Genomic DNA, 25,081 nt, shown 5'->3' on the forward strand with positions numbered 1-25,081 from the left:
TAAACTTTAAACAATATTAAACTGTCAAACCTGAATTCTCCATGAAAAGAATAGCTCTCTTAATCACTTTTATAAGTCTAAATTGTTTCGCCCAAAATGAAACCAAACATACTACTGGTCTTATTGTTGATAAAGCTATGGTGGTTTCGGCAAGAGAAGAAGCTTCAAAAATCGGTGTCGAAATCATGAAAAAAGGTGGGAATGCTTTTGATGCAATGGTTGCCACCGAATTAGCTTTGGCTGTAGCTTATCCTTATGCAGGCAATATTGGTGGTGGGGGTTTTATGGTATTTCGCAAAGCAAATGGAGAAATTGGATCGCTCGATTATAGAGAAAAAGCGCCCTTGGCAGCGACTAAAAATATGTATCTGGATAAAGACGGAAAAGTGATCAAAGGAAAAAGCACCGAAACTCCACTCGCAATTGGCGTTCCCGGAACAATCGCAGGAATGTTTGCAGTTAATGAAAAATATGGTTCGATGCCAATATCTGAAATTTTGAAACCCGTGATTGCTTTAGCCGAAAAAGGTGTTATTGTAACTAAAAAACAAGAGGCAACACTTATCAAATATAAAGAGTCAATCATCAAAGCCAATGGAGAAAAATCCACTTTTTCTACTTCAAGCAAAGAAAAAGATACTGTAAAATATCCCGCTTTGGCTGAGACATTTAAAAGAATTGAAAAAAATGGAAAAGATGAATTTTACAAAGGGCAAACTGCAAAAATATTAGTAAAATATCTTCAGGAAAAAGGCGCAATAATTACACTAAAAGATCTGGCCAAATACGAAGCAAAATGGAGAACTCCGCTATCTTTTAATTATAAAGATTTAAAAGTTATTTCGATGCCACCTCCAAGTAGCGGTGGAATTTGTCTGGCACAAATATTAAAAATGATTGAGCCTTATGATCTAACAAAAATGGAACATAATTCGGCAGATGCAATTCAAATTATTGTAGAAGCAGAACGCAGAGCTTATGCTGACAGAAGTTATTTTTTAGGCGATCCTGATTTTGTAAAAATCCCGTTAAAAGGACTTTTGTCAGACGATTATTTGAAGCAAAGAATGTCCAGTTTTAATTTAGATAAAGCAACACTATCATCTGAAATTAAAGAAGGTAAAGTAAATTATAATGAAAGCTTGGAAACCACACATTACTCCATTGTAGATCAATTCGGCAATGCCATTGCTGCAACCACAACTTTAAACGACGGATATGGTTCGAAATATTACTGTGACGAATTAGGCTTTTTCCTAAATAACGAAATGGACGATTTCAGTGTTAAACCAGGTGAACCAAATATGTTTGGTTTAGTTGGAAATGAAGCCAATAGTATTGCTCCGCAAAAAAGAATGCTAAGCTCCATGACACCAACCATTGTAGAAAAAAACGGAAAGCTTTTTATGGTTGTTGGCTCTCCTGGCGGTTCCACAATTATTACTTCGGTATTGCAAACAATTTTGAATGTTCATCAATATAATTTAGGAATACAGGAGGCTGTAAATGCTCCAAGATTCCACCACCAATGGTTGCCAGACGTTATTACATTCGAACCAAATACGTTTAACACATCTACTTTTGAAAAATTAAAATCTAAAGGATATATCATCAACGAAAAAACAACTCCTGTAATCGGAAAAGTCGATGCCATATTGGTTCTCCCGGATGGTAAATTAGAAGGCGGTGCAGATTTTAGAGGCGATGACAAAGCTTTTGGATTTTAATAAAAACTAGAACGTTTTCGGTTAAAGTTAATGGTAAATTCAATTTTAATTGACGAAAGTTCAGCTGCTTTTAGATTTTAAAGTCTTATTTTTGCAATAAACACGAAGTAAGACACAATGTTAAAAAAAATATTATTAAGAGCAGAACAATTAATCGCTTTATCACAATCAATATTAGGAGAAAAACAATTTATCCTTGTATCGAGTGTTTTAGTTGGTATTTCTTCTGCATTGGCAGTAATTATATTAAAAACATTCGCGCACTCGGTTTTTAGATTTGCAACCTATGTGACTGTGCATCTCAATTTCTTTAACGTAGGATTTATTAAAATAATGCTTCCTGTAATTGGTATAATGCTCACTGTTTTTGTGATCAATCGATTTTTAGGAGGCTCTATCGAAAAAGGAACATCACAAATTTTATATACTGTAGCCAAAAAAGCAAGTATTATTCCCAAAAAACAAATGTATGCTCAAATTGTAACGAGCTCGCTTACTGTTGGTTTAGGAGGTTCTGCTGGTTTAGAAAGTCCAATCGTAGTAACTGGTGCTGCATTTGGTTCTAATTACGCTCAAAGATACAAACTACAATATCGAGACCGGACTTTATTGATTGGATGTGGTGTTGCCGCCGGTATTGCAGCAGCTTTTAATGCTCCAATTGCTGGCGTTTTGTTTGCCGTAGAAGTTTTACTTGTTGATGTCAGCATTTCGGCATTTACACCTATCATGATTGCAGCAGCAACTGGTGCTCTGGTTTCTGCAATTGCATTGGACGAAAGTATATTGTTAAATTTCCCAACCCGAGAAACTTTCAATTTCCATAACATTCCTTACTATGTACTTTTAGGGATATGCACTGGTTTTGTAGGTGTTTATTATGCTAGAAATTTCCAAAGAGTCGAGCATTATTTTGCACACTTACGTCTTTCTCCCTATAAAAAAGCTTTTTTTGGTGCTTCAATCTTGGCTTTGCTAATATTTATTTTTCCAACACTTTTTGGTGAAGGGTATGAAACTATTCGAACTCTAGCAGATAAAGATCCTAACGAACTAATGCAAAACACTCTTTTCAGAGATTTTCGAAATAATGACTGGGCTTTATTGGTATTTATTGGCTGTTCATTTTTACTGAAAGCTTTTGCCACAGGAATCACTTTAGGAAGTGGTGGAAACGGAGGTAATTTTGCTCCTGCCCTATTTCTGGGTTCGTATGTTGGTTTTTTCTTTTCAAAGTTCCTGAACATGATAGGATTAACCAATTTGCCAGTGAGCAATTTCACAATGGTTGGAATGTCCGGAATCTTGAGCGGTTTATTTCATGCTCCACTGACAGGAATATTCTTAATAGCCGAAATTACTGGTGGCTACGGATTAATGATTCCACTGATGATTGTTTCTTCACTTAGTTTTGTTATCTCCAAACGATTTGAAGTACACTCATTGGACGTTAAACAATTAGCCAAAAAAGGTCATGCTTTCACAAGCAATAAAGACACTAATGTTTTATCAACTCTAGATACAAATGCTATCATTCAGACAGATTATCTAACTGTTTCTCCTGATGAAACTCTTGAAAAATTAGTAGATTTAATTTCTCATTCGAACCAAGTTATTTTTGCTGTTGTTTCTAAAGAAAATAAGCTGCTTGGAATAGTTCACTTCAATGATATTAGGGAAATTATTTTCAATCCTTACCGAGTAAAATATACTTTGATTAAAGAAGTTATGGTCCAACCCGTTGATATTATTTATCCTTTTAATAGCATGGAGGTTGTTATGAATAAGTTCGAAAAATCTAAAAAAGCCTTTCTACCTGTCGTTAGGGATAACAAATATTATGGATTTATATCAAAATCGGTAGCGCTTGAAGCTTATAGATCAAAATTAAAAGCTATGATATTTGAATAAGTTAATATCGGATAGAAAATAAATTTTTATTATCCGATATTAGTAATATCTTTGTGGTTATGTGGAATATAGACATAACATATCGCGACGAATTTCAATCAACCTTTGAAAGATTATACCAAAAAAAGCAAGATTTGCAAAATAGCAGACCATTGCCAAATATCGCTTTGAATAAAATCAGAGAGAGTTTATCCATAGAATGGACTTATAATTCTAACAGCATCGAAGGCAACACACTAAGCCTTAGAGAAACACAAATGGTAATTCAAGAAGGAATTACAATCAAAGGGAAGTCATTAAGAGAGCATTTTGAAACACATAATCATGATAAAGCAATAGATTATTTGTATCAAATAGTAAAAGACAATTACGTTCTACGAAGTTTAGATATTCTTTCTTTGCATGGTTTAGTATTGCGATCTATAGAAGATGATTTTGCTGGCAGGATTAGAAACGGTGGTGTTCGTATTTCTGGAGCAAATTTTGTTCCTCCAAATGCGAATAAAGTGTCGGATTATCTAGACGAGCTTATTGATTTTATAAATACGAATCCATTACAATTGAATGACATTGAATTGGCTACTATTTTTCATCATAAATTAGTTTGGATTCATCCATTTTTTGATGGTAATGGACGAACAGTTCGTTTAAGTATGAATTTACTATTGATGCGTTGCGGTTTTCCACCAGCAATTATTCTCAAAAACGATAGAAAAAAATATTACGAAGCTCTCAATCAGGCAAATAATGGTAATTATCAAAAATTAATTCTTCTGATGTGCCAAGCATTAGAACGAAGCTTAAATATCTATCTAAATGCAATGCCAGACAATACCAACGATTATCAAAAAATATCAGACATTGTTAGTGAGCCTGCCTCTCCCTATGGCCAAGAATATATCAGTTTATTGGCTAGAACAGGAAAAATTGATGCATATAAAGAAGGACGAAATTGGTACACCACCAAAGAAGCTATTGAAGACTATATGTCAACTCGAAAAAGAAAACGCTAACTTAGGTTGGCGTTTTTTTTATGTCTATTTTAAAATATAAACTTCAAGACTTTTATTCGAAAGAATCAATCAAAATGGTAACTTTGCTTTTTTGCTAAAATTATGTTAGACACAGACAATACGATTGAAGTTCAAGGCGCACGCGTACACAATCTAAAAAATATAGACGTTTCCATTCCAAGAGAAAAACTAGTCGTAATCACTGGTTTATCTGGTTCGGGAAAATCATCTTTGGCATTTGATACCATTTATGCCGAAGGGCAACGTCGTTATGTAGAAACTTTTTCGGCTTACGCCCGACAATTTCTTGGAGGATTAGAACGTCCGGATGTTGATAAAATTGACGGCCTTTCGCCTGTAATTGCCATTGAACAAAAAACAACTAGCAAAAGTCCTCGCTCTACAGTGGGAACTATAACCGAGATTTATGATTTTCTTCGTTTGCTTTACGCACGTGCCGCAGACGCTTATAGTTACAATACTGGCGAAAAAATGGTTTCTTATTCTGATGATCAGATAAAAGAACTTATTATTGAGAATTTTACTGGCAAAAGAATTAATATTTTGGCGCCTGTAATTCGTGCCAGAAAAGGACATTATGCCGAATTATTTCAACAAATAACCAAACAAGGATTTCTAAAAGTTCGTGTAAATGGTGAAATCTTAGACATCGTTTCTGGAATGAAACTGGATCGTTATAAAACCCACGATATCGAAATTGTGGTCGATCGAATGGTGATTGAAGACACACCAGAGAATGACAAACGTTTATCCGAAAGTATCAATACAGCGATGCATCACGGAGAAGATGTTTTGATGGTTTTAGACCAAGATACCAATGAAGTTCGCTATTTCAGCCGAAATTTGATGTGCCCTTCCACTGGAATATCGTATCAAAATCCGGAGCCTAATTTATTCTCTTTTAACTCTCCAAAAGGCGCTTGCGAACATTGTAACGGATTAGGAACAGTTAATGAAATTAATATTGGAAAAATTATTCCGAATCCTAAATTATCAATAAAAGCAGGAGGTTTTGCGCCTTTGGGCGAATATAAGGCTTCTTGGATTTTCAAACAATTAGAGATAATTGGTGAAAAATTTGGTTTCAAATTGACAGACCCTATAGAATCCATTTCTGAAGAAGCTATGCAAATGATTTTGAACGGTGGCAAAGAAAAATTTGCAATCCAATCAAAAGTTTTGGGAGTAACCAAAGAATATAAAATTGAATTTGAAGGAATTTCGCATTTCATAAAGAATCAACATGACGAAAGCGGCTCTACAACCATAAAACGTTGGGCCAAAGAATTCATGGACGAAGTAAAATGTCCAGTTTGTGAAGGCTCTAGGTTGAAAAAAGAAGCCAATTATTTTAAAATTTATGAGAAAAACATATCCCAATTATGCGATATGGATATTTCGGATTTGACAACTTGGTTTTTAGATTTAGACAAACATTTATCCGATAAGCAAAAAAAGATTGCTAGTGAAGTCGTTAAAGAAATCAACGACAGACTGGCTTTTTTGATGAATGTAGGTTTGAATTATTTGGCTTTAAGCCGAAGTTCTAAATCACTTTCGGGTGGTGAAGCGCAACGCATTCGTTTAGCCACGCAAATTGGTTCGCAGTTGGTTGGTGTTTTGTATATTTTGGACGAACCGAGTATTGGTTTACACCAAAGAGATAATGAAAAATTGATTCATTCTTTGGAGCAATTGCGTGATATTGGAAACTCTGTTATTGTGGTTGAACACGACAAAGACATGATTGAGCAAGCCGATTATGTAATTGATATTGGTCCAAAAGCCGGAAAATATGGTGGCGAAATTATTAGCATTGGAACTCCAAAAGAAACTTTAGCATCCAATACAATTACTGCTCAATATTTGAACGGTAAAATGAAACTGGAAATTCCGAAAGAAAGACGCAAAGGAAATGGAAAGTTTTTGAAACTGACTGGAGCTACCGGAAATAATTTAAAAAACGTTTCGATTGAATTACCTTTAGGCAAAATGATTTGTGTCACAGGAGTTTCAGGCAGTGGAAAATCGACTTTGATTAATGAAACGCTCTACCCTATTTTGAATGCCTATTATTTTAATGGTGTCAAAAAACCGCAACCTTACAAGAAAATTGAAGGTTTGGAACATATTGACAAAGTAATTGATATCGACCAAAGTCCGATAGGAAGAACACCACGTTCGAATCCTGCAACTTACACCGAAGTTTTCTCCGAAATTAGAAACCTGTTTACGATGACTTCTGAGAGTATGATTCGTGGGTATAAAGCGGGACGTTTCAGTTTTAATGTAAAAGGTGGACGTTGCGAAACCTGCGAAGGTTCTGGAGTTCGTACTATCGAAATGAACTTTTTACCTGATGTTTATGTTGAATGCGAAACTTGTCAAGGAAAACGTTTTAACAGAGAAACTTTAGAAATTCGTTATAAAGGAAAATCGATTTCAGATGTGTTAAATATGACTGTTGATGAAGCTGTCCCTTTCTTTGAAAACATTCCGAAGATTTATCGAAAAGTAAAAACAATTCAGGATGTTGGTTTAGGCTATATTACACTTGGACAACAAAGCACAACACTTTCGGGTGGTGAAGCACAACGTATAAAACTGGCTGGAGAATTATCCAAAAAAGATACTGGAAATACTTTTTACATTCTTGATGAACCAACGACAGGACTACATTTTGAAGACATTAGAGTTTTGATGGATGTCATCAACAAATTAGTTGACAAAGGAAACACGATTTTGATAATTGAACACAACATGGACGTTATCAAACTTGCAGACTATATTATCGACATTGGCCCAGAAGGCGGTAAAGGTGGCGGACAATTAGTCGCCAAGGGAACTCCCGAAGAAGTAGCAAAAAACAAGAAAAGTTATACGGCGAAGTTTTTGCAAAAAGAGTTGTCTTAGTTTTAGAACAATGCCGTATTTTGAAATTTGAAAGGATTAAAAATCAATATTAATAATGAAGTTTTTAAAGATAAATATCCTTAGTATTTTATAATTGGTTGTTGAATCAATTACTTTAATCTTGAAACCAAATGCCCTAGCCCTGATGGGAACGACATCCTTTTGTGCCGGGGTTCGGCACAAAAGATATAGTGGACAGCAGGATTAGCTTCTTATAAAATTAATAAAAACACTAAACATATATGAAACTAGAAGATTTCGATAATGAAGAAGACAGAGTGATTCAGGATAGTTTAAAACAAAAAACTTGGAATGAAATAAGAACCAATGACAGTTGGGGAATTTTTAAAGTGATGTCCGAGTTTGTGAATGGATATGACACGATGGGACGTATCGGTCCTTGTGTTTCAATTTTCGGTTCCGCGAGAACAAAACCAGATGATCCATATTATATTCTTGCAGAAAAAATTGCCTATAAAATCAGCAAAGCAGGTTATGGAGTGATTACTGGCGGCGGTCCTGGAATCATGGAAGCTGGAAATAAAGGAGCACATCTTGGCGGTGGAACTTCGGTAGGATTGAATATTGAATTGCCTTTTGAACAACATTTCAATCCGTATATTGATCATGATAAGAATCTTAATTTTGACTATTTCTTTGTTCGAAAAGTGATGTTTGTAAAATATTCACAAGGGTTTGTAGTAATGCCGGGAGGTTTTGGAACTTTGGATGAAATGTTTGAAGCCATTACTTTAATCCAAACCAAAAAAATAGGCAAATTTCCAATTATTTTAGTTGGTACCACATTTTGGTCAGGCTTGATTGATTGGGTAAAAACAGTACTGGTCGAAAGAGAACACACCGTAAGTCCTCAGGATTTGAACTTATTTAAAATAGTAGACACTGAAGATGAAGTTGTTGAAGTCCTGAATAAATTCTACAAGAAATACGATTTAAGTCCTAATTTTTAATATTAAAAGCCGTTTTGAAAACGGCTTTTTGATTTTAACGGCTTTCGGTGCTTTTTATCTCACGAAATACTGTACTTTTCTTAAATATTTGTAAATTGTATTAGCTTTTATACAATTAATTAAACTAATACAACCCCAGATTGAAAACTAGCGGTAAAATTATCCTAATTCTTATTGTTTTATTGGTTGCCCAAAAACAATATGCACAGCATCAATCCAAGATGACTGTTGTTGCGGATATGAATAAGAATGTGCTAGTAATTGATCAGGAAATCACTTTTTTTAACCAATCAAATGATACGCTGACTTCTATCGTCCTGAATGATTGGAACAATGCGTTTTCTGATAAAAAAAGTCCTTTGGGAAAACGATTTTCAGACGAGTTTTATAATAAGTTTCACATGGCTCCGGCAAAAGATCTCGGAGGAACTTTCGATTTGATAATTAAAGATGATAATCAAAGTTTTTTTACTTGGGAACGATCCAAAAAAAATCCGGATTACATTACAATTATATTAAATAAAGCATTATATCCACAGCAAAAAGTAAAAATCCATCTTACGTATACCGAAAAAATTCCCAGTGACAGATTCACAAGATATGGTCATTTTGAAAAATATGGTATGCATCTCAAAAACTGGTTTCTTACACCAGCGCGTTATGAAAATAATGATTTTATAAAATACAGTAACGAAAACCTTGATGACATTGCTAATGCGAATTGTGATTTTGATATTGACTTAAAAATTAATGGAAAAACTGCCATTACAACTGATTTAGCTATTGAGCATTTAGCACAGACTGATAAAGAAACGAATGCTAAATTAATCGGAAAAAATAGAAATGATATTGATCTCATTATCGAAAAAGCATCAAGTTACACTAGTTACAAAGTGGACAACATAGAGATTTTTTCGAATATTCAATCAGGTAGATTTGATGATTCTCTAAAAGCTCAAATTATAAAAAGAGTTGTTGATTTTAGCACCAATCAAATTGGGAAATATCCTTTTGATAAGATAATTATTTCAGAAAGAGATTATGATAAAAATCCTTTCTACGGTCTCAATCAATTGCCGAAATTCATGCGTCCTTTTCACACAGATTTTTTATTTGAAATAAAATTTTTGAAAACCTATTTGAATAATTATCTAAAAAATAGCTTGCGATTAGATCCAAGAAAAGACAATTGGATTTATGACGGAATGCAAATTTTTACGATGATGAATTATATCGATCAGTATCATCCAAATAGTAAAATGATGGGATCGGCTTCTAAATATTTTTTACTTAGAAGCTTTAAAATGGCGCAAACAGATTTTAATGAACAATATAGCTATTATTATATGCTGATGGCAAGAAAAAATCTGGATCAACCACTTAATGCTCCTAAAAATGTATTGATAAAATACAATGTTCAAATTGCCAACAAATACAAAGCAGGCTTAAGTTTGAAATATCTTGATGATTACCTTGGAAATGAATTGGTTTTATCTGGAATTAAACAGTTTTACAGCCTTAACACCCAAAAACAAACAAGTAGAAGTGATTTTGAAGACTTATTAAAATCAAAAACATCCAAAAATATCGATTGGTTTTTTGATTACATTATTGATACCAGAGAGACAATCGATTATAAATTTAATAATGTTTCAAAAACTAAAGACAGCGTAACTTTTACCGTAAAAAATAAAGGCATTCCATTGGTTCCAATGCCAATTTTTGGAATAAGAGACAAACAAATTATTTTTAAAAAATGGCTTGAAACCGACCAAATAGACAAAGAACTTAAACTCGAAAGAAAAAGCATAAACAAACTGGCTCTTAATTATAACAATGAAGTACCCGAATTTAATCTGCGAAACAATTGGGCGTCATTGCACGCCGTTTCATTAAATCGCCCGCTGAAAATGACTTTTTTCGAAGATCTCGAAGACCCGCATTACTCGCAATTATTCTACGTACCTACCCTGTTTTACAACAAATACGATGGTTTTGCGCCAGGCGTTAGCTTATACAATTATAGTATTTTTGACAAGCCGTTTATGTTTGTTTTCAATCCAATGTATTCTATTAACACCAAATCATTAATTGGTAGTTTATCATTGATGTTTAATCAGTATTTAAGAGAAAGCAAGTTATACAATATCCGTTATTCTCTAAATGGTTCTTACTATCATTATGCTTCAGATGCGGCTTATTTGAAATTATATCCAATTATGACATTTTTGCTAAGACAGCCCAGCTATCGCGATAATAGAAAACAAGCCATAACCGCAAAATATAATATAATTTACAAAGAGCCATCGAAAATTGTAATTGACAGCACCGATAATTATTCGATCCTAAACTTTAAATATTACAACATAAAAACTGAGGTTACGAGTCATGTGAAATTCTTATCAGATCTTCAATTCGCGAGTTATTTTGGTAAAATATCTGCCGAAATGGAGTATCGAAAATTATTCAATGACAACCGATATTTCAATGCCAGAATTTTTGCCGGAACTTTTCTTTACGACAATACTGTCAACGATAATTATAATTTTGGTGTTTCTCGCGTCAACGATTATTTATTTGATTATTCTATGTATGCAAGATCGGACGACACAGGAATATTAAGCCAGCAATACATTATCGGACAGGGAGGTTTTAAATCTTTTGTAAACCCATCTGAAGCCAGCAAATGGTTGGTAACTACGAATTTGAGTTATTCCCTACTCTGGGATTGGGTGGATGCCTATGCCGATTTTGGTTTTGTGAAAAATAAAGGAGTCCAAACCGAATTTATTTACGACAGTGGAATACGTCTAAACTTAGTTCAGGATTACTTCGAATTGTATTTTCCGATGTATTCGATCAATGGATTTGAGCCTGCACAAAAAAATTATGGAGAGAAAATCCGTTTTATCTTTGTTTTTAATCCAAAATCATTAATTAATCTTTTTACACGAAAATGGTTTTAATTCAAAATAAAAAGTTGAAAATTTTAAATTATTAACCAAAAATCAACTTTAAAATTATATATTAAATAAAAATATATTCGTTTTACTAAAAATTATTTGCTAAAAATTCACAAGAATACAGAAATGTATTATGCTTAATAGATAGTTTTAATTAAATTTGCAGCACTAAAGCTATACTTTTAAATTATGATAAAAGAGAAAGTCGATACTAGTTTAACATTTGAAGACTTTAAAACCGAAGTCCTGAATGATTACAAAATCGCTGTAATAAGCAGAGAATGTAGCTTATTAGGTCGTAAGGAAGTATTAACTGGAAAAGCCAAATTTGGTATTTTTGGTGATGGTAAAGAAGTCCCTCAGCTAGCCATGGCTAAATGTTTTAAAAACGGAGACTTTCGTTCTGGTTATTATCGCGACCAGACATTCATGATGGCAATTGGCGAATTGACTATCGAACAATTTTTTGCTGGATTATATGGTAATACCGATATTGAATTGGAACCAATGTCAGCTGGAAGGCAAATGGGCGGTCACTTTGTAACCCACAGCTTGAACGAAGACGGATCTTGGAAAAACCTCACTCAACAAAAAAATTCCAGCGCAGATATTTCTCCTACAGCTGGACAAATGCCGCGATTATTAGGACTTGCACAAGCTTCAAAAATATATAGAAACGTTCCTGGAATCCCAAATGCGGATCAATTCTCTATTGATGGAAATGAAATTGCATGGGGAACAATCGGTAATGCTAGTACTTCTGAAGGATTATTTTTCGAAACTATAAATGCCGCTGGAGTGCTACAAGTTCCAATGGTTATGAGTGTTTGGGACGATGAATATGGCATTTCGGTACATGCAAGACATCAAACTACAAAAGAAAGTATTTCTGAAATATTAAAAGGGTACCAAAGAGAAGAAGGAATTAACGGCTTTGAAATTTTAACTGTAAAAGGTTGGGATTATGTAGATTTAATCGCAACTTATGAAAAAGCTGCCGAAATAGCTCGCGAAAATCACGTACCTGTTTTGATACATGTGCAACAATTAACACAACCGCAAGGTCACTCTAGTTCTGGATCGCACGAAAGATATAAAAATGCCGCTCGTCTGGCTTGGGAAAAAGAATTTGACTGCATTCGTCAAATGAAATTATGGATGATTGCTATCAATATTGCTTCACCAGAAGAACTTGACGCAATAGATTTGGATGCCAAAAAAGAGGTTTTTGAAGGCAAAAAAACAGCTTGGACTGCTTTTATTAATCCAATTATTGAAGAGCAAAATGAATTAATTGCCATTTTAGAAAGAGTATCAGCTACAAGCGCTAAAAAGGAAGAAATTCTAAAAAATATTTCTACACTAAAAAGCATTAAATCACCTCTGAAAAAGGAGATCATGATAATTGCCAGAAAATCACTTCGCCTAATAGTCAACGAAAGTGACAAAGCAGAATTATCAAATTGGATTACCAATTATATCAATAAAACTCAGCCAAAATTTAGCAGTAATTTATATTCTGAATCGGATAAAAATGTACTTTCTGTAAAAGAAGTTTTGCCAAAATACACAAAAGATGCTGTTGCAGATACTGATGGGCGAATGATTCTGAGAGATAATTTTGATGCTCTTTTCACTAAATATCCAGAGACCTTAATTTTTGGTGAAGATGCCGGAAATATTGGTGATGTAAACCAGGGGCTTGAAGGAATGCAGGAAAAATACGGAGAATTACGTGTAGCCGACGTTGGCATTCGCGAAGCCACAATATTAGGTCAGGGAATCGGAATGGCTTTAAGGGGATTGCGTCCAATTGCAGAAGTTCAATATTTGGATTACCTGTTGTACGCCATCCAAATTATGAGTGACGATTTGGCCACATTACAATATAGAACCGTAGGAAAACAAAAAGCCCCATTGATTATCCGTACTCGTGGACATCGTTTAGAAGGCATTTGGCATTCTGGTTCGCCAATGGGGATGATAATTAATGCAATTAGAGGAATTCATGTTTTAGTTCCTCGAAACATGACCCAAGCTGCTGGTTTTTACAATTCATTATTAGAATGTGACGAACCTGCATTGGTTATCGAATGTTTAAACGGTTATCGTTTAAAAGAAAAAATGCCTACTAATTACGGTGAGTTCAAAACTCCAATTGGCGTTGTCGAAACATTGAGAAAAGGAACAGACATCACATTAGTTTCATATGGCTCAACCTTAAGATTAGTTGAACAGGCGGCCAAAGAATTATTTGAAATTGGTATTGATTGTGAAATTATCGATATACAATCTTTGCTACCATTTGATGTAAAATATGATATTGTAAAAAGTATCAAAAACACTAATCGATTATTAGTTATTGACGAAGATGTCCCAGGTGGAGCATCAGCATTTATTTTGCAACAAATAGTTGAAGAACAAGATGCTTATAAATATTTAGACAGTAAACCACAAACGTTATCTGCAAAAGCACACAGACCAGCTTACGGAACCGATGGCGATTATTTTTCAAAACCATCAGCAGAAGATATTTATGAAAAAGTTTATGAAATGATGCATGAAGCAAACCCATCCAAATTTCCTTCATTGTATTAATCTAGAAAAGTAATATTCAAAATCCCAATCTGAAAAGGTTGGGATTTTTTTTATCTTTATTCCAACCTAAAACACTTTTAAATGACATCCTTAGAAACGCTATTTTTAGATTTAAAAAACATCAAAGTAATTGACAGTACTATTCCCTACTCGCAATATTTCTCTTTAGATTTATCTGATTCAAATACTGAACTCAAACAACTCAATCAATCCAATGCTATTGAATTTGAAGCTTATATTGAATTTTATTTGAAAAAAAACAAAGCTACAGTTGCTTACGGTGGCTATAATGAAAATCGAAGTTTGTATAAGCGAAGTACTTTTTTTAATGATCTCAATTCTGACGAACGTAATATTCATATTGGAATCGATCTATGGATTAAAGCTGAAACGCCCGTTTTGGCAGCTTTAGATGGCAAAGTGCATAGTTTTCAAGACAACAATAATTTAGGAGATTATGGCCCAACAATTATATTAGAACACCAATTGGAAAATCACACTTTTTATACTTTGTATGGTCATTTAACAAGAGAGAGTATCTCATCACTCAAAGTTGGTGATTTTTTTGCAAAAGGTCAACAATTAGCTTCTTTAGGAGACGCATCTGTAAATGGCGATTATGCTCCTCATTTACATTTCCAAATTATCAAAAATATTGAAGACAATCTCGGTGATTACCCTGGAGTTTGCAGCAAAAACAAATTAGCTTACTATTTGGATAATTGTCCTGATCCTAATTTACTTTTAAAAATCACTAAATAAATAAAAATCAAGTTGAGTTTCTTATCAACTTCAAATGTATTTTAATTTTATAAAAAATTGTATTTTTACTTTATAACCTAATCAAATGACTGAAAAAGAAGAGTTAATACAAAAATTTTATACTGCCTTTGGTAATAATGATGCAAAAACAATGTGTGAATGTTACCATCCAAATATTCAATTTAAAGATCCTGTTTTTGGAAAACTGATCGGCCATGATGTTTGCAGAATGTGGCAAATGCTATTAGAAAGAAGCAAAGGAAATATTAAAATTGAGTTTTCCGACATTCAGGCAAATGACTATTTAGGTTCTGCTCAATGGATTGCTACCTATAATTTTAGTAAAACCAACAGATTGGTAGTAAACAGAATTTTTGCTCAATTTCAATTTGCTGATGGATTAATTATAAAACATACCGACAGTTTTGACGTTTGGAAATGGTCAAAACAGGCATTTGGATTCAAAGGTTATTTATTGGGATGGACTGGATTTATGCAAAAACAGATCCAAAAACAAGCCAAAACTTCATTAGAAAGATATAACAAAACTCATATATAATGACAACAACAATAGAAATTTTAAGAAGCATATTTATTCGTGATCTCAATAAATTAAAATTAGAAATTTCATCATACAATAACGATGACAGAATTTGGCAAATAGAGAAATCAATATTAAACTCAAGCGGAAATCTATGTTTACACTTAATTGGAAACTTAAACAATTATATAGGAGCTCAAATTGGAGAGACAGGATACATCAGGAATCGTGACTAAGAGTTTTCTGATAAAAATGTTCCAAGAGAAACCCTACTTGCCAATATCGAAGCAACAATTACTATGATAAATCATACTTTTAATCAATTAACGGATTCAGATTTAAAAAAAGAGCATCCTTTTCTGGTGTTTGAATCTAAGTCGTCTATTGAATATTTATTAATGCATTTGGCAACACATTTAAGTTATCATTTAGGCCAAATAAATTACCATCGAGGATTATTAGATAATTAACATAAATTTTACATTTTTATCATTTCAACTACGGATTAAAGAGTAATTTATCTCTTACGTCAGGTGTTAAATAAAAATAATGTAATTACCTTCCTTTTTTTGAGTAAAAAAAATCATGAAGTAACGAAATTCGACGAAAAATTTTTTTTTAGTAAACAAAAACCTACTAAATGTATTTTTTTTCAATTCTTTCTAAAACGTAATAGCTTTAAATAATAATCAACAAAAAAAGCAAAACAACGAGCAAACCAAACCGCTTATTATTAATATGTTAAACATAATTCAAAAATAAACATTAACATCAATCTAATCTTAAAAATCCTTAAATTTACTGGTATAAATTATTTGATAACAAATAACTCATACTAACAACATATAATTTGATTAAAAATGAAAAGTACAACAGAAACGCTATCTTTTAAACAAGGAAATTGGAATATAGCAATTGATGTTTATGATTTTGTATTGCAAAACGTTAGTCCTTATGAAGGAGATTCTAAATTTTTGTCTGGACCATCACAAAGAACCCAAAAACTTTGGGATGTTTGCAAGGAAAATTTACTTGAAGAAAGAAAAAACAACGGTTGTTTAGCTATAGACACCAATGTCATTTCAAATTTAACCTCATTTGGTCCTGGATACATTAATAAAGAGAATGAAACTATTGTAGGTTTACAGACAGACCAACTTTTAAAAAGAGCTATGAAGCCTTTCGGAGGAATCAAATTGGTTCAATCTGCACTAGCTGAAAGAGGATTAAAAGTTTCGGATGAAGTGGTTAAGATTTTCAATTATGCTAAAGATCACAATCAGGCTGTTTTCAGTGCTTACGATAGTGAAATTAGAGCTTTCCGTTCTAAACACTTATTAACAGGATTACCTGATAATTATGCAAGAGGAAGAATTATTGGTGATTTTAGAAGAATTGCTCTTTACGGAGTTGATCGTTTAATTGAAGCAAAAAAAGCTGATTTTGCTGCTGTTGGAGGTGAAATGACAGATCATAAAGTACGTCTTAGAGAAGAAATCACGTCTCAAATAAGTGCGTTGGAGGATATGAAATTAATGGCACATACTTATGGCATTGATATTTCTGTACCGGCAACCAATGCTCATGAAGCTGTTCAATTTACATACTTAGCTTATTTGAGTGCTGTAAAAGAACAAGACGGAGCTGCAATGTCACTTGGAAACGTATCTTCTTTCTTAGATATTTATATCGAACATGATTTAAAAGCAGGTCTTATTACCGAAGAAGAAGCACAAGAATATATTGACCAATTCGTAATGAAACTGCGTTTGGTTCGTCACTTGCGTCCAGGAAGTTATGATGAAATTTTTGGTGGAGATCCAACTTGGGTAACTGAAGCTATTGGTGGTCAATTCAATGACGGAAGAACTAAAGTAACTAAAACTTCATTCCGTTTCTTACAAACACTTTATAACTTAGGAGCTTCTCCTGAACCAAACTTGACTATTCTTTGGTCACAAAATTTACCACAAGGATTTAAAGATTTCTGTGCTCAAGTATCTATTGATACTTCATCTCTTCAATATGAAAATGATGATTTGATGCGTCCAAACAGAGGTTCTGATGATTACGGAATCGCTTGTTGCGTTTCTTACCAAAAAATTGGAAAAAGAATTCAACACTTCGGAGCTCGTGCCAACTTGCCAAAAGCTTTATTAATGTCTTTGAATGGAGGTCGTGAAGAAGATAAAGGGGCAGTTGTAATTAAAAACATCCCTCAAATCGCTGACGGTACTCTTGATTATGATACTGTAATGAACAGCTTCAAAGTTACTTTGGCTGAACTTGCAAGAGTATATGCAAAATCAATGTACATCATTCACTACATGCACGACAAATACTATTATGAAAGAGCTCAAATGGCTTTAGTTGATAGTGACCCAGGTATTGATATTGCTTACGGTGCTGCTGGTATTTCTATCATTGCCGATTCACTTTCTGCAATTAAATATGCTAAAGTGACTCCAGTAAGAAACGATATCGGATTAACTGTAGATTTCAACATCGAAGGTGATTTCCCTAAATATGGTAATGATGATGACAGAGTTGACAGCATTGCACAGGAAATTACTAAAATCTTTATTGCTGAATTAAGAAAACACAGAGCTTATAAAGATGCTACTCCTACTCTATCACTATTGACTATTACTTCAAATGTGATGTATGGTTCTAATACAGGATCTACTCCGGACGGACGTAAAGCTGGTGAAGCTTTCGCTCCAGGAGCAAACCCAATGCATGGTAGAGATGTAAATGGTGCTATTGCTTCATTAAACTCAGTAAGTAAATTAAGTTATGAAGATGCTCAAGATGGTATCTCTAATACTTTTAGTATGGTGCCAAAATCTTTAGGGTCTGACAAAGAAGAGCAAATCACCAATTTAGTGGGTATCATGGACGGTTATTTTGCAAGAAATGCACACCACTTAAACGTGAATGTTTTGGATAAAGAAACACTAATGGATGCATACGAACACCCAGAAAATTATCCTCAATTAACTATTAGAGTTTCTGGATATGCAGTGAACTTCGTAAGATTGTCAAAAGCACACCAATTGGAAGTTATTACAAGAACTTTCCACGAAACAATGTAAACTTGAAACAAAATTTTTAATTTTGAAATAAACTCGAAAACCTGTCTAAAAACTTTTTAAGTATCATTTTAGACAGGTTTTTTTTAAACCCTTCTTTTGTATGTATTTTCCACAGCAACAACTAACAGACGATTCAATCGATGCTCATAATCCAGACTTACTGCGAATTCATTCCATCGAAACATTAGGAACACATGATGGTCCTGGAATCAGGATGGTAGTTTTTGCTCAAGGTTGTCAATTCAGATGTTTGTATTGTCAAAATCCAGATACGTTGGATATTCATGGTGGCTCTTTTATACCAATAGAAGAATTAGTAGATAAAGCAATACATCAAAAAACGTATTTTGGAAAAAAAGGAGGTGTAACAGTCTCTGGTGGTGAACCCTTGTTGCAACGCGAAAAACTGATTACTTTTTTTGACCGTTTGCACGAAAATGGGATCAACACTTGCCTTGATTCTAATGGAAGAGTTTTGGATTCCAAAACAGAACAACTATTGGAAAGAACCGATTTGTTACTCTTAGATGTCAAACACATCAACAAAGAATGGCATAAAAAACTAACAGGACTAAAAAACAAAACAACATTGCGAGTTGCTGAATACAGAGAAAGTACAGGCAAACCAATGTGGTTACGTTATGTATTAGTTCCAGGTTGGAGTGACCAAGAGGAATACTTACATGAATGGGGAAAGCATTTTACTTCATATAAAACTGTTGAAAAAGTCGAAATTATTCCTTTTCATCAGTTAGGAAAACATAAATGGGAAATGTTAGGAATGGAATATCAATTGGCAGACACCATTCCACACACAAAAGAGGAAGTAAACAAAGCTGCCGAAATCTTCAAGCTTTATTTTAAAAATGTAAAAATAAAATAAACAATTTATAAATTTTAGAATTCACAATCATGTCAAAAAATAAATATTTGATAGTATTAGCAGGAATGATTATGCAACTATCAATAGGATCTATTTACGCCTATAGCAAATGGATTGAACCTTTATCTAAAGAGTTAAACTGGGATGCACATGATACCAAAACAGGTTTTAGTTTAGCCATTTGCTTTCTGGGGTTAACGGCTGCTTTCATGGGTAAATTTGCTCAAAAAATAGGTCCAAAAAAAGGTGGATTAATTGCAACAGTATTTTTAGCAATAGGGTTATTAGGTGCCGCTTATGCTGTAAAAATTGATTCAATGTATCTATTCTACCTAACCTTTGGTGTTTTACAAGGAATTGGTTTAGGATTTGGATATATCGTACCCGTTTATACTGTTGTAAAATGGTTTCCTGATAAACCAGGTTTGGCTTCAGGGATTATTATTATGTCATTTGCCTTAGGTTCCTTGCTGGCGTCATTTTTAATTAGCGGTTTGTACGCTTCAGTAGGATTGACCAATGCGTTTTTAATCCTTGGAATTGCTTACGGAATTTGTATGCTATTAAGCGCATTATATTTGGCTAATCCTGAAACTACCACTGATCATCACCATGCTCATGTCGATCTTACTGCAAAAGAAATCCTTACAGACAAACGTTTCATTGCTTTGTGGTTTATATTATTTTTAAATGTTTGCGGTGGAATTGGAATCATTTCAAAAGCTGCTGTTCTTGGAGAAGAAGTTGTCGGAATGGATACTGCTCAAGCAACTTTGTTTGTTGCAATCATAGGATTATTTAACGGAATTGGTCGTTTATTCTGGTCTAGTATTTCAGACAAAATTGGTTGTTGGAAAACCTTTATGATTTTCCTTGGAATCAATGCTATTTGTTTTGCTTTAATCCCAACATTCGCAACCAATTCAATTTCATTCCAAACCTTAACCTATATCATTATTGCAGGATATGGCGCCGGTTTTGCAACTATGCCTTCTTTTGTAAAAGAAATTTTTGGAGCTGATAAATATGGCCCTGTTCTTGGTTACACTTTAACAGCTTGGTCGGCTGCTGCATTTGTTGGTCCATTATTATTAGGTCTAACGGCGGATATTTCAATATTTTATTTATTTGCCGGATTGTTATTAGTTTCTTTACTAGTTGGATTATGGTTAAAAACGCTTTTGCAAAAACCTGTTATTGCTTAAGTTTTAAATAATAATCGTATAAACCCGTTGGTTGAAATTCTAAAAATGAAAATTAACCACATAGAAACATAGATTTAATAGCAAATCATTAAAGAACGAATAGAAATAGCACTATTTTCCACATAGTCAATCTATGTGAGAAGTGAAACGGTTATCAAACTCTTTTTTTTAAAACTATAAATTCTATGTTTCTATGTGGTAAAAAATAATTTCGCCCAACGCGTGAGTATAAAAAATTTGAGGCTGTCTAATTTAGATAGCCTCTTTTATTTGTATAAGTCTGTCTAAGAAAGATTAGAAAGTTAATCAATTTTAATAAAGTTCTTTTGGGCGTGACCCCGTTGAGCAAAGGGGCTTACATATAGCAGTGTTCATAAAGCCCCTTTACTCAACGCGGTCGGGCTATCCGCACTACTTCGGTAGTTTGCTTCTATCCCTCACGCAGCTGACAAGATCATTACAACAATAGATATTAATTCATCTTTTTTCATTTATTTGCAATCATACTAAAGTCAGCCTTTAAAGCTTATCAAATCTATGGAAAACTATTTTCCGACTATGCATTGTACAAAAAACAACAAACTAATTAACAATTATAATGATTAATCTTAATTACTTTTTAATTTTATTCGGAACCAGATAATTATTAATAAATACAGAAAATTCGTATATTTACTTTAAATACAAAATCAAAGTAATATGAATTGGTCATCAAAAATAATATATCATAAAAACGAGCAAAGAATCGCTATTTATTTCGAAAAGAATATACAATTGATAGACCGTATAAAACAATTTGAAGGTGCAAAATGGAGTCAAACCCTAAAAGCTTGGCACGTCCCTGATAATGAAGTAAACCGAATTCGATTCAAAGTTGTACCCCTTCCCCATTCTATTCCATCGCCTGAAGGAATAGAAAATATCACAAAATTTAAGCAATGGCTCAAATCCAAACGTTACAGTGAAAGTACTATTTCTACTTATAGCGAAGCTTTAAAATCGTTCTTGATTTTTTATAGAGAAAAATCAATTGCAACAATTACCAATGAAGATATAGTTGTATATAATAATGAATTCATACTCAAAAATAATCTATCTGCATCCTACCAAAACCAAGTTGCAAATGCCATTAAACTATTTTTTGCAACCGTTTTGGAAACCAAAATAGAAATTGATAAAATTCATCGTCCAAAAAGAGAAAAAGTATTGCCCAATGTATTAAGCAAAGAAGAGGTAAAATTGATACTAAATGCTCACTCCAACATTAAACACAAAACAATGTTAAGCATGATTTATAGTTGCGGATTGCGATGTGGTGAATTACTAGCTTTACAACCCGTACATATTGATTCGAAACGTAATATAGTTTTGCTTAAAAATTCAAAAGGTAAAAAAGACCGCATTACTCCATTAAGTCCAAAAGTTCTTGAGATGCTTCGAACCTATTACACATTATACAAACCCAAAACTTATTTATTTGAAGGCAATAAACCAGGGAATCCGTATGATGCCAGAAGTTTACAACAAGTTCTAAAACAAGCCTTAAATAAGACAAAAATAACCAAACCAGTTACTCTCCATTGGTTAAGACATAGTTATGCCACACATTTGCTTGAAAGCGGAACCGACTTAAGATACATTCAAGAGCTCTTGGGACACAATAGCTGTAAAACAACAGAAATTTATACACACGTAAGTACAAAAAACATACAACAAATAAAAAGTCCATTTGATGATTTGTAACTTTTTATGTATATATTAGCAACATTACAAAACGGCTACTTTATAGCGCCTATCTACCGCTCAGTTTGGTATATATACGCTACAGTGTAGCGAGTATATACTAGTTATAGGCTAGTTGAAAAAGAGCTTTTCATTTAAAAACACGTTTTTTAAAAGCCGAAAGTTACGCCGAAATTGGAATTTGATTTTAGAATTTGAAAGCAGACCCGAGCGAAAGCGAACAGGCGAAGCAAACTTGAAAAGCTGAACTTGAAAATTGGAGTTTCTATTCTGAATCTGAAATGCAGAACTTGAAAAGCAGAAACTTAAAAACCAAGCTTGAATTTCGGAGTTTTTAAGCGGAACTTCAAAATCGGAATTTTAAATTAAATCGCGAAAACTGAAACGTAAAAATTGAAGTTTTCTTTGAGAATAAAAACAATCGTTTTGATTGCGAAATTGAAACGAAAAAAGGGAATAAAATTTAGCCAGGATTTGGGCAAGAACTAGGTTTTTTATCGGCCAAAGTTAGGCTGAAAATCGATTAACAATTAGGAATATCGGCCAGAAACAACCAGCCTATAACAGCCACTACAACGGATTTGGGCATTGGGCTTAATGGAAAGATGGTTTTGTATTTGGGATGATTTGGCAAGTCCGAGAATTGGGCTTAATTTAGTCCCAAACCCGCTGTAGTGCCAAGACGTTGTATGCTATGTTAAAAGAACAGAAGTTAATAAAGAGAAAATTTGAATTGGATAATTAGAAGCACGAAGAAATTGTATTGTCATACAAATCTAAATAATCTTTTAGATTCGTCGTGGATAGACATATCAGAATTTAATTGGTTAGTATCAGATTTAGACGTTGTGAATTTTTCAAAACAAGAACTCCCTATTGACTTCCGTGAAAATTATTCAATACTTTCTTCCGAAAATTTTAAAAAAATAATCGAATCAAATATTCAAATTATTTGGGGCGTAATTTCTGCCATAAAAAAGTCTCAAAATCCGAAATTTGATAAAGAAAACTTTCCTTTCGTTGAGGGAAATGATAACGTTTGGAAGAATGACAAATTTCAAGTTGAAAACGCAATTTTTGAAATAACTGCTTGGGATAGTTCATATACAATCGTAAAATTTAAAAATGCAGAATTATCAGAAAAATTTAAGAATCACTTTGACGAAGCGATAGAATTAGATAAATACAAATTTTAGAATATAAAAAACACAGCATACAACAGCTACTACAACGGATTTGGGCAATAGGCTTAATGGAAAGATGGTTTTGTATCTGTGATGATTTGGCAAATCCGAGGAATGGGCTTAATTTAGTCCCAAACCCGCTGTAGTAGCGGGACGTTACCAGCTAGTTGAAAAAGAGCATTTCATCTAAAATCACGTTTTTTAAAAGCGTAAAGTTGCGCCGAAATCGAAATACAGAAATTTAAAATTGGAGTTTTAATTAGAACTTGAAAAACAAAACTTGAAAATTGGAGTTGCCAAACTGAATCTGAAAAACGAAACTTGAAAAGCAAAAACTTGAATTTTGGAGGTTCTAAACTGAATCTGAAAAGCGGAACTTGAAAATTGGAATTTTAAATTGAATCGGGAAAACTGAAACTTAAATATTGACGTTTTCTTTGAAAATAAAAACAATCGTTTTGATTGCGAAATTGAAACGAAAAAAGGGAATGAAATTTAGCCAGGATTTGGGCAAGAATTAGGTTTTGAGCCAGCCAAAAATAGGATTAGAATCGATTAATAATTAGGAATATCGGCCAGAAACAACCAGCTGGTAACAGCCACTACAACGGATTTGGGCATTGGGCTTGATGGAAAAATGGTTTTGTATTTGGGATGATTTGGCTAATCCGAAAATAGGGCTTAATTTAGTCCCAAACCCGCTGTAGTGCCAAGACGTTAGGCTCGATTGCTCCGTTGACGAGAAGCAGAGGGTTTTAATTAGGCATTTTAGCGAAGAAAAGGATTTAATGAAACTGAAACCAGGCTGACCGAAATCGAAGCCGAAATTCGATGTTTAATTGTTGCGGACAAACAAACGTGAACCGCTTTATGGAAAACCGAAAGCGGAATTTTTTTTGTCGTTTTTTTTTTTGAGATTTAACTGAAGTTTGAAATTAAAAAGCGAAAACTATTTGGAGCGGAAATCCAAAGGCGGAAAAGCTTTCTGAAATTGAAATCGATAATTGGAATGTCAAATCGGACGTGCTCAACAGGCGTGTCGCAACCCAGCCTAACAGCTACTACAACGGATTTGGGCATTTGGCTTAATTGAAAGTTGGTTTATATTTGGGATGATTTGGCAAATCCGAAGAATGGGCTTAATTTAGTCCCAAACCCGCTGTAGTACCAAGACGTTATGGGGCAGTTGAAGCCGAAATTACGCAGAAGAAAATAATCTGAAAATAACCATTTGTTCCCGCAGAAAACTTACAAAGCAGAAGCGTGAAAGTTGGAATCGCCAACAGAAATCGGAAAATCGGAATCTGACAATAAACTGACGAAAATCTGAAACGTGAAAGTTGGAACTGCCAACAGAAGCGTGAAAATTGGAATCTGAAAAGCAGAAGCGCAAAAACAGAAACGTTCAAAGTTTTGCGCAGAAATTAAAAAGAAAATAATTGAAAAAATACGCCGAAAATTGCAAGCGAAAAAGCGGAAACGTGAAAGTTGGAATCTGCCAACAGAAGCGTGAAAAATTTGCGGTTAAAACGTAATTTCGACAAAACAACC

15 protein-coding genes and 1 pseudogene are annotated in these 25,081 nt (G+C 33.6%); all 16 read left to right on the plus strand.

Annotated features, from left to right (window positions below):
• Positions 1–41: 41 nt before the first annotated feature.
• The 16 genes and pseudogenes from ggt to VLC96_RS12300 all read left to right on the plus strand — a co-directional run bounded on the left by ggt (position 42) and on the right by VLC96_RS12300 (position 23,542).
• On the plus strand, positions 42–1,727 hold the full coding sequence (ggt, locus tag VLC96_RS12225) for a gamma-glutamyltransferase (protein ID WP_325263284.1): 1,686 nt from the start codon (positions 42–44) through the stop codon (positions 1,725–1,727).
• A 117-nt stretch (positions 1,728–1,844) separates the two neighbouring features.
• On the plus strand, positions 1,845–3,638 hold the full coding sequence (locus VLC96_RS12230) for a chloride channel protein (RefSeq protein ID WP_325263286.1): 1,794 nt from the start codon (positions 1,845–1,847) through the stop codon (positions 3,636–3,638).
• Between the two features lie 59 nt (positions 3,639–3,697).
• The gene (locus VLC96_RS12235; RefSeq protein ID WP_325263287.1) at positions 3,698–4,651 is read left to right on the plus strand and encodes a Fic family protein; all 954 of its coding nucleotides are present in this window, start codon (positions 3,698–3,700) and stop codon (positions 4,649–4,651) included.
• A 102-nt stretch (positions 4,652–4,753) separates the two neighbouring features.
• Positions 4,754–7,585: an excinuclease ABC subunit UvrA gene (uvrA, locus tag VLC96_RS12240; protein ID WP_325263288.1), complete on the plus strand. Its 2,832-nt coding sequence runs from the start codon at positions 4,754–4,756 to the stop codon at positions 7,583–7,585.
• Between the two features lie 242 nt (positions 7,586–7,827).
• Complete coding sequence (locus tag VLC96_RS12245; RefSeq protein WP_325263290.1) at positions 7,828–8,556, plus strand: LOG family protein; 729 nt, start codon at positions 7,828–7,830, stop codon at positions 8,554–8,556.
• Between the two features lie 140 nt (positions 8,557–8,696).
• Entirely contained in the window at positions 8,697–11,522 is a 2,826-nt protein-coding gene (locus VLC96_RS12250; protein ID WP_325263291.1) for a gluzincin family metallopeptidase, read from the plus strand.
• A 186-nt stretch (positions 11,523–11,708) separates the two neighbouring features.
• Positions 11,709–14,117, plus strand: coding sequence for an alpha-ketoacid dehydrogenase subunit alpha/beta (locus VLC96_RS12255; protein ID WP_325263292.1), 2,409 nt, complete (start codon positions 11,709–11,711; stop codon positions 14,115–14,117).
• Positions 14,118–14,198: 81 nt separating this feature from the next.
• On the plus strand, positions 14,199–14,879 hold the full coding sequence (locus VLC96_RS12260) for a peptidoglycan DD-metalloendopeptidase family protein (protein ID WP_325263294.1): 681 nt from the start codon (positions 14,199–14,201) through the stop codon (positions 14,877–14,879).
• Between the two features lie 85 nt (positions 14,880–14,964).
• Positions 14,965–15,438, plus strand: a complete 474-nt coding sequence (locus VLC96_RS12265; RefSeq protein WP_325263295.1) for a nuclear transport factor 2 family protein — start codon at positions 14,965–14,967, stop codon at positions 15,436–15,438.
• Complete coding sequence (locus tag VLC96_RS12270; protein ID WP_325263297.1) at positions 15,438–15,656, plus strand: hypothetical protein; 219 nt, start codon at positions 15,438–15,440, stop codon at positions 15,654–15,656. Before VLC96_RS12265 ends, VLC96_RS12270 begins: the two co-directional genes overlap by 1 nt.
• Positions 15,657–15,692: 36 nt before the next feature.
• Positions 15,693–15,890: pseudogene (locus VLC96_RS12275) on the plus strand (DinB superfamily protein); the annotation flags it as partial.
• Positions 15,891–16,280: 390 nt separating this feature from the next.
• Positions 16,281–18,515 carry a formate C-acetyltransferase gene (gene pflB / locus VLC96_RS12280; protein WP_325263299.1) on the plus strand — a complete coding sequence of 745 codons (2,235 nt, stop codon included), beginning with the start codon at positions 16,281–16,283 and terminating at the stop codon, positions 18,513–18,515.
• 100 nt (positions 18,516–18,615) lie between these two features.
• Positions 18,616–19,398 (plus strand): pyruvate formate-lyase-activating protein, encoded by a 783-nt coding sequence (gene pflA / locus VLC96_RS12285; protein ID WP_325263300.1) that lies wholly within the window; start codon positions 18,616–18,618, stop codon positions 19,396–19,398.
• 29 nt (positions 19,399–19,427) lie between these two features.
• Positions 19,428–20,603: an L-lactate MFS transporter gene (locus VLC96_RS12290; protein ID WP_325263303.1), complete on the plus strand. Its 1,176-nt coding sequence runs from the start codon at positions 19,428–19,430 to the stop codon at positions 20,601–20,603.
• Between the two features lie 699 nt (positions 20,604–21,302).
• The gene (locus VLC96_RS12295; protein ID WP_325263306.1) at positions 21,303–22,346 is read left to right on the plus strand and encodes a tyrosine-type recombinase/integrase; all 1,044 of its coding nucleotides are present in this window, start codon (positions 21,303–21,305) and stop codon (positions 22,344–22,346) included.
• A 728-nt stretch (positions 22,347–23,074) separates the two neighbouring features.
• On the plus strand, positions 23,075–23,542 hold the full coding sequence (locus tag VLC96_RS12300; protein ID WP_325263308.1) for a hypothetical protein: 468 nt from the start codon (positions 23,075–23,077) through the stop codon (positions 23,540–23,542).
• Positions 23,543–25,081: the final 1,539 nt, after the last annotated feature.

It is taken from the genome of Flavobacterium sp. (assembly GCF_035456085.1).
In the GTDB taxonomy this organism is placed as follows: domain Bacteria; phylum Bacteroidota; class Bacteroidia; order Flavobacteriales; family Flavobacteriaceae; genus Flavobacterium.

Coding starts and splice junctions, on each gene's coding strand:
- pflB (WP_325263299.1), top strand. CDS start 16,281: ATGAAAAGTACAACAGAAACGCTATCTTTTAAACAAGGAAATTGGAAT.
- VLC96_RS12290 (WP_325263303.1), top strand. CDS start 19,428: ATGTCAAAAAATAAATATTTGATAGTATTAGCAGGAATGATTATGCAA.
- VLC96_RS12295 (WP_325263306.1), top strand. CDS start 21,303: ATGAATTGGTCATCAAAAATAATATATCATAAAAACGAGCAAAGAATC.
- pflA (WP_325263300.1), top strand. CDS start 18,616: ATGTATTTTCCACAGCAACAACTAACAGACGATTCAATCGATGCTCAT.
- VLC96_RS12255 (WP_325263292.1), top strand. CDS start 11,709: ATGATAAAAGAGAAAGTCGATACTAGTTTAACATTTGAAGACTTTAAA.
- VLC96_RS12265 (WP_325263295.1), top strand. CDS start 14,965: ATGACTGAAAAAGAAGAGTTAATACAAAAATTTTATACTGCCTTTGGT.
- VLC96_RS12260 (WP_325263294.1), top strand. CDS start 14,199: ATGACATCCTTAGAAACGCTATTTTTAGATTTAAAAAACATCAAAGTA.
- ggt (WP_325263284.1), top strand. CDS start 42: ATGAAAAGAATAGCTCTCTTAATCACTTTTATAAGTCTAAATTGTTTC.
- VLC96_RS12245 (WP_325263290.1), top strand. CDS start 7,828: ATGAAACTAGAAGATTTCGATAATGAAGAAGACAGAGTGATTCAGGAT.
- VLC96_RS12230 (WP_325263286.1), top strand. CDS start 1,845: ATGTTAAAAAAAATATTATTAAGAGCAGAACAATTAATCGCTTTATCA.
- VLC96_RS12235 (WP_325263287.1), top strand. CDS start 3,698: ATGTGGAATATAGACATAACATATCGCGACGAATTTCAATCAACCTTT.
- uvrA (WP_325263288.1), top strand. CDS start 4,754: ATGTTAGACACAGACAATACGATTGAAGTTCAAGGCGCACGCGTACAC.
- VLC96_RS12270 (WP_325263297.1), top strand. CDS start 15,438: ATGACAACAACAATAGAAATTTTAAGAAGCATATTTATTCGTGATCTC.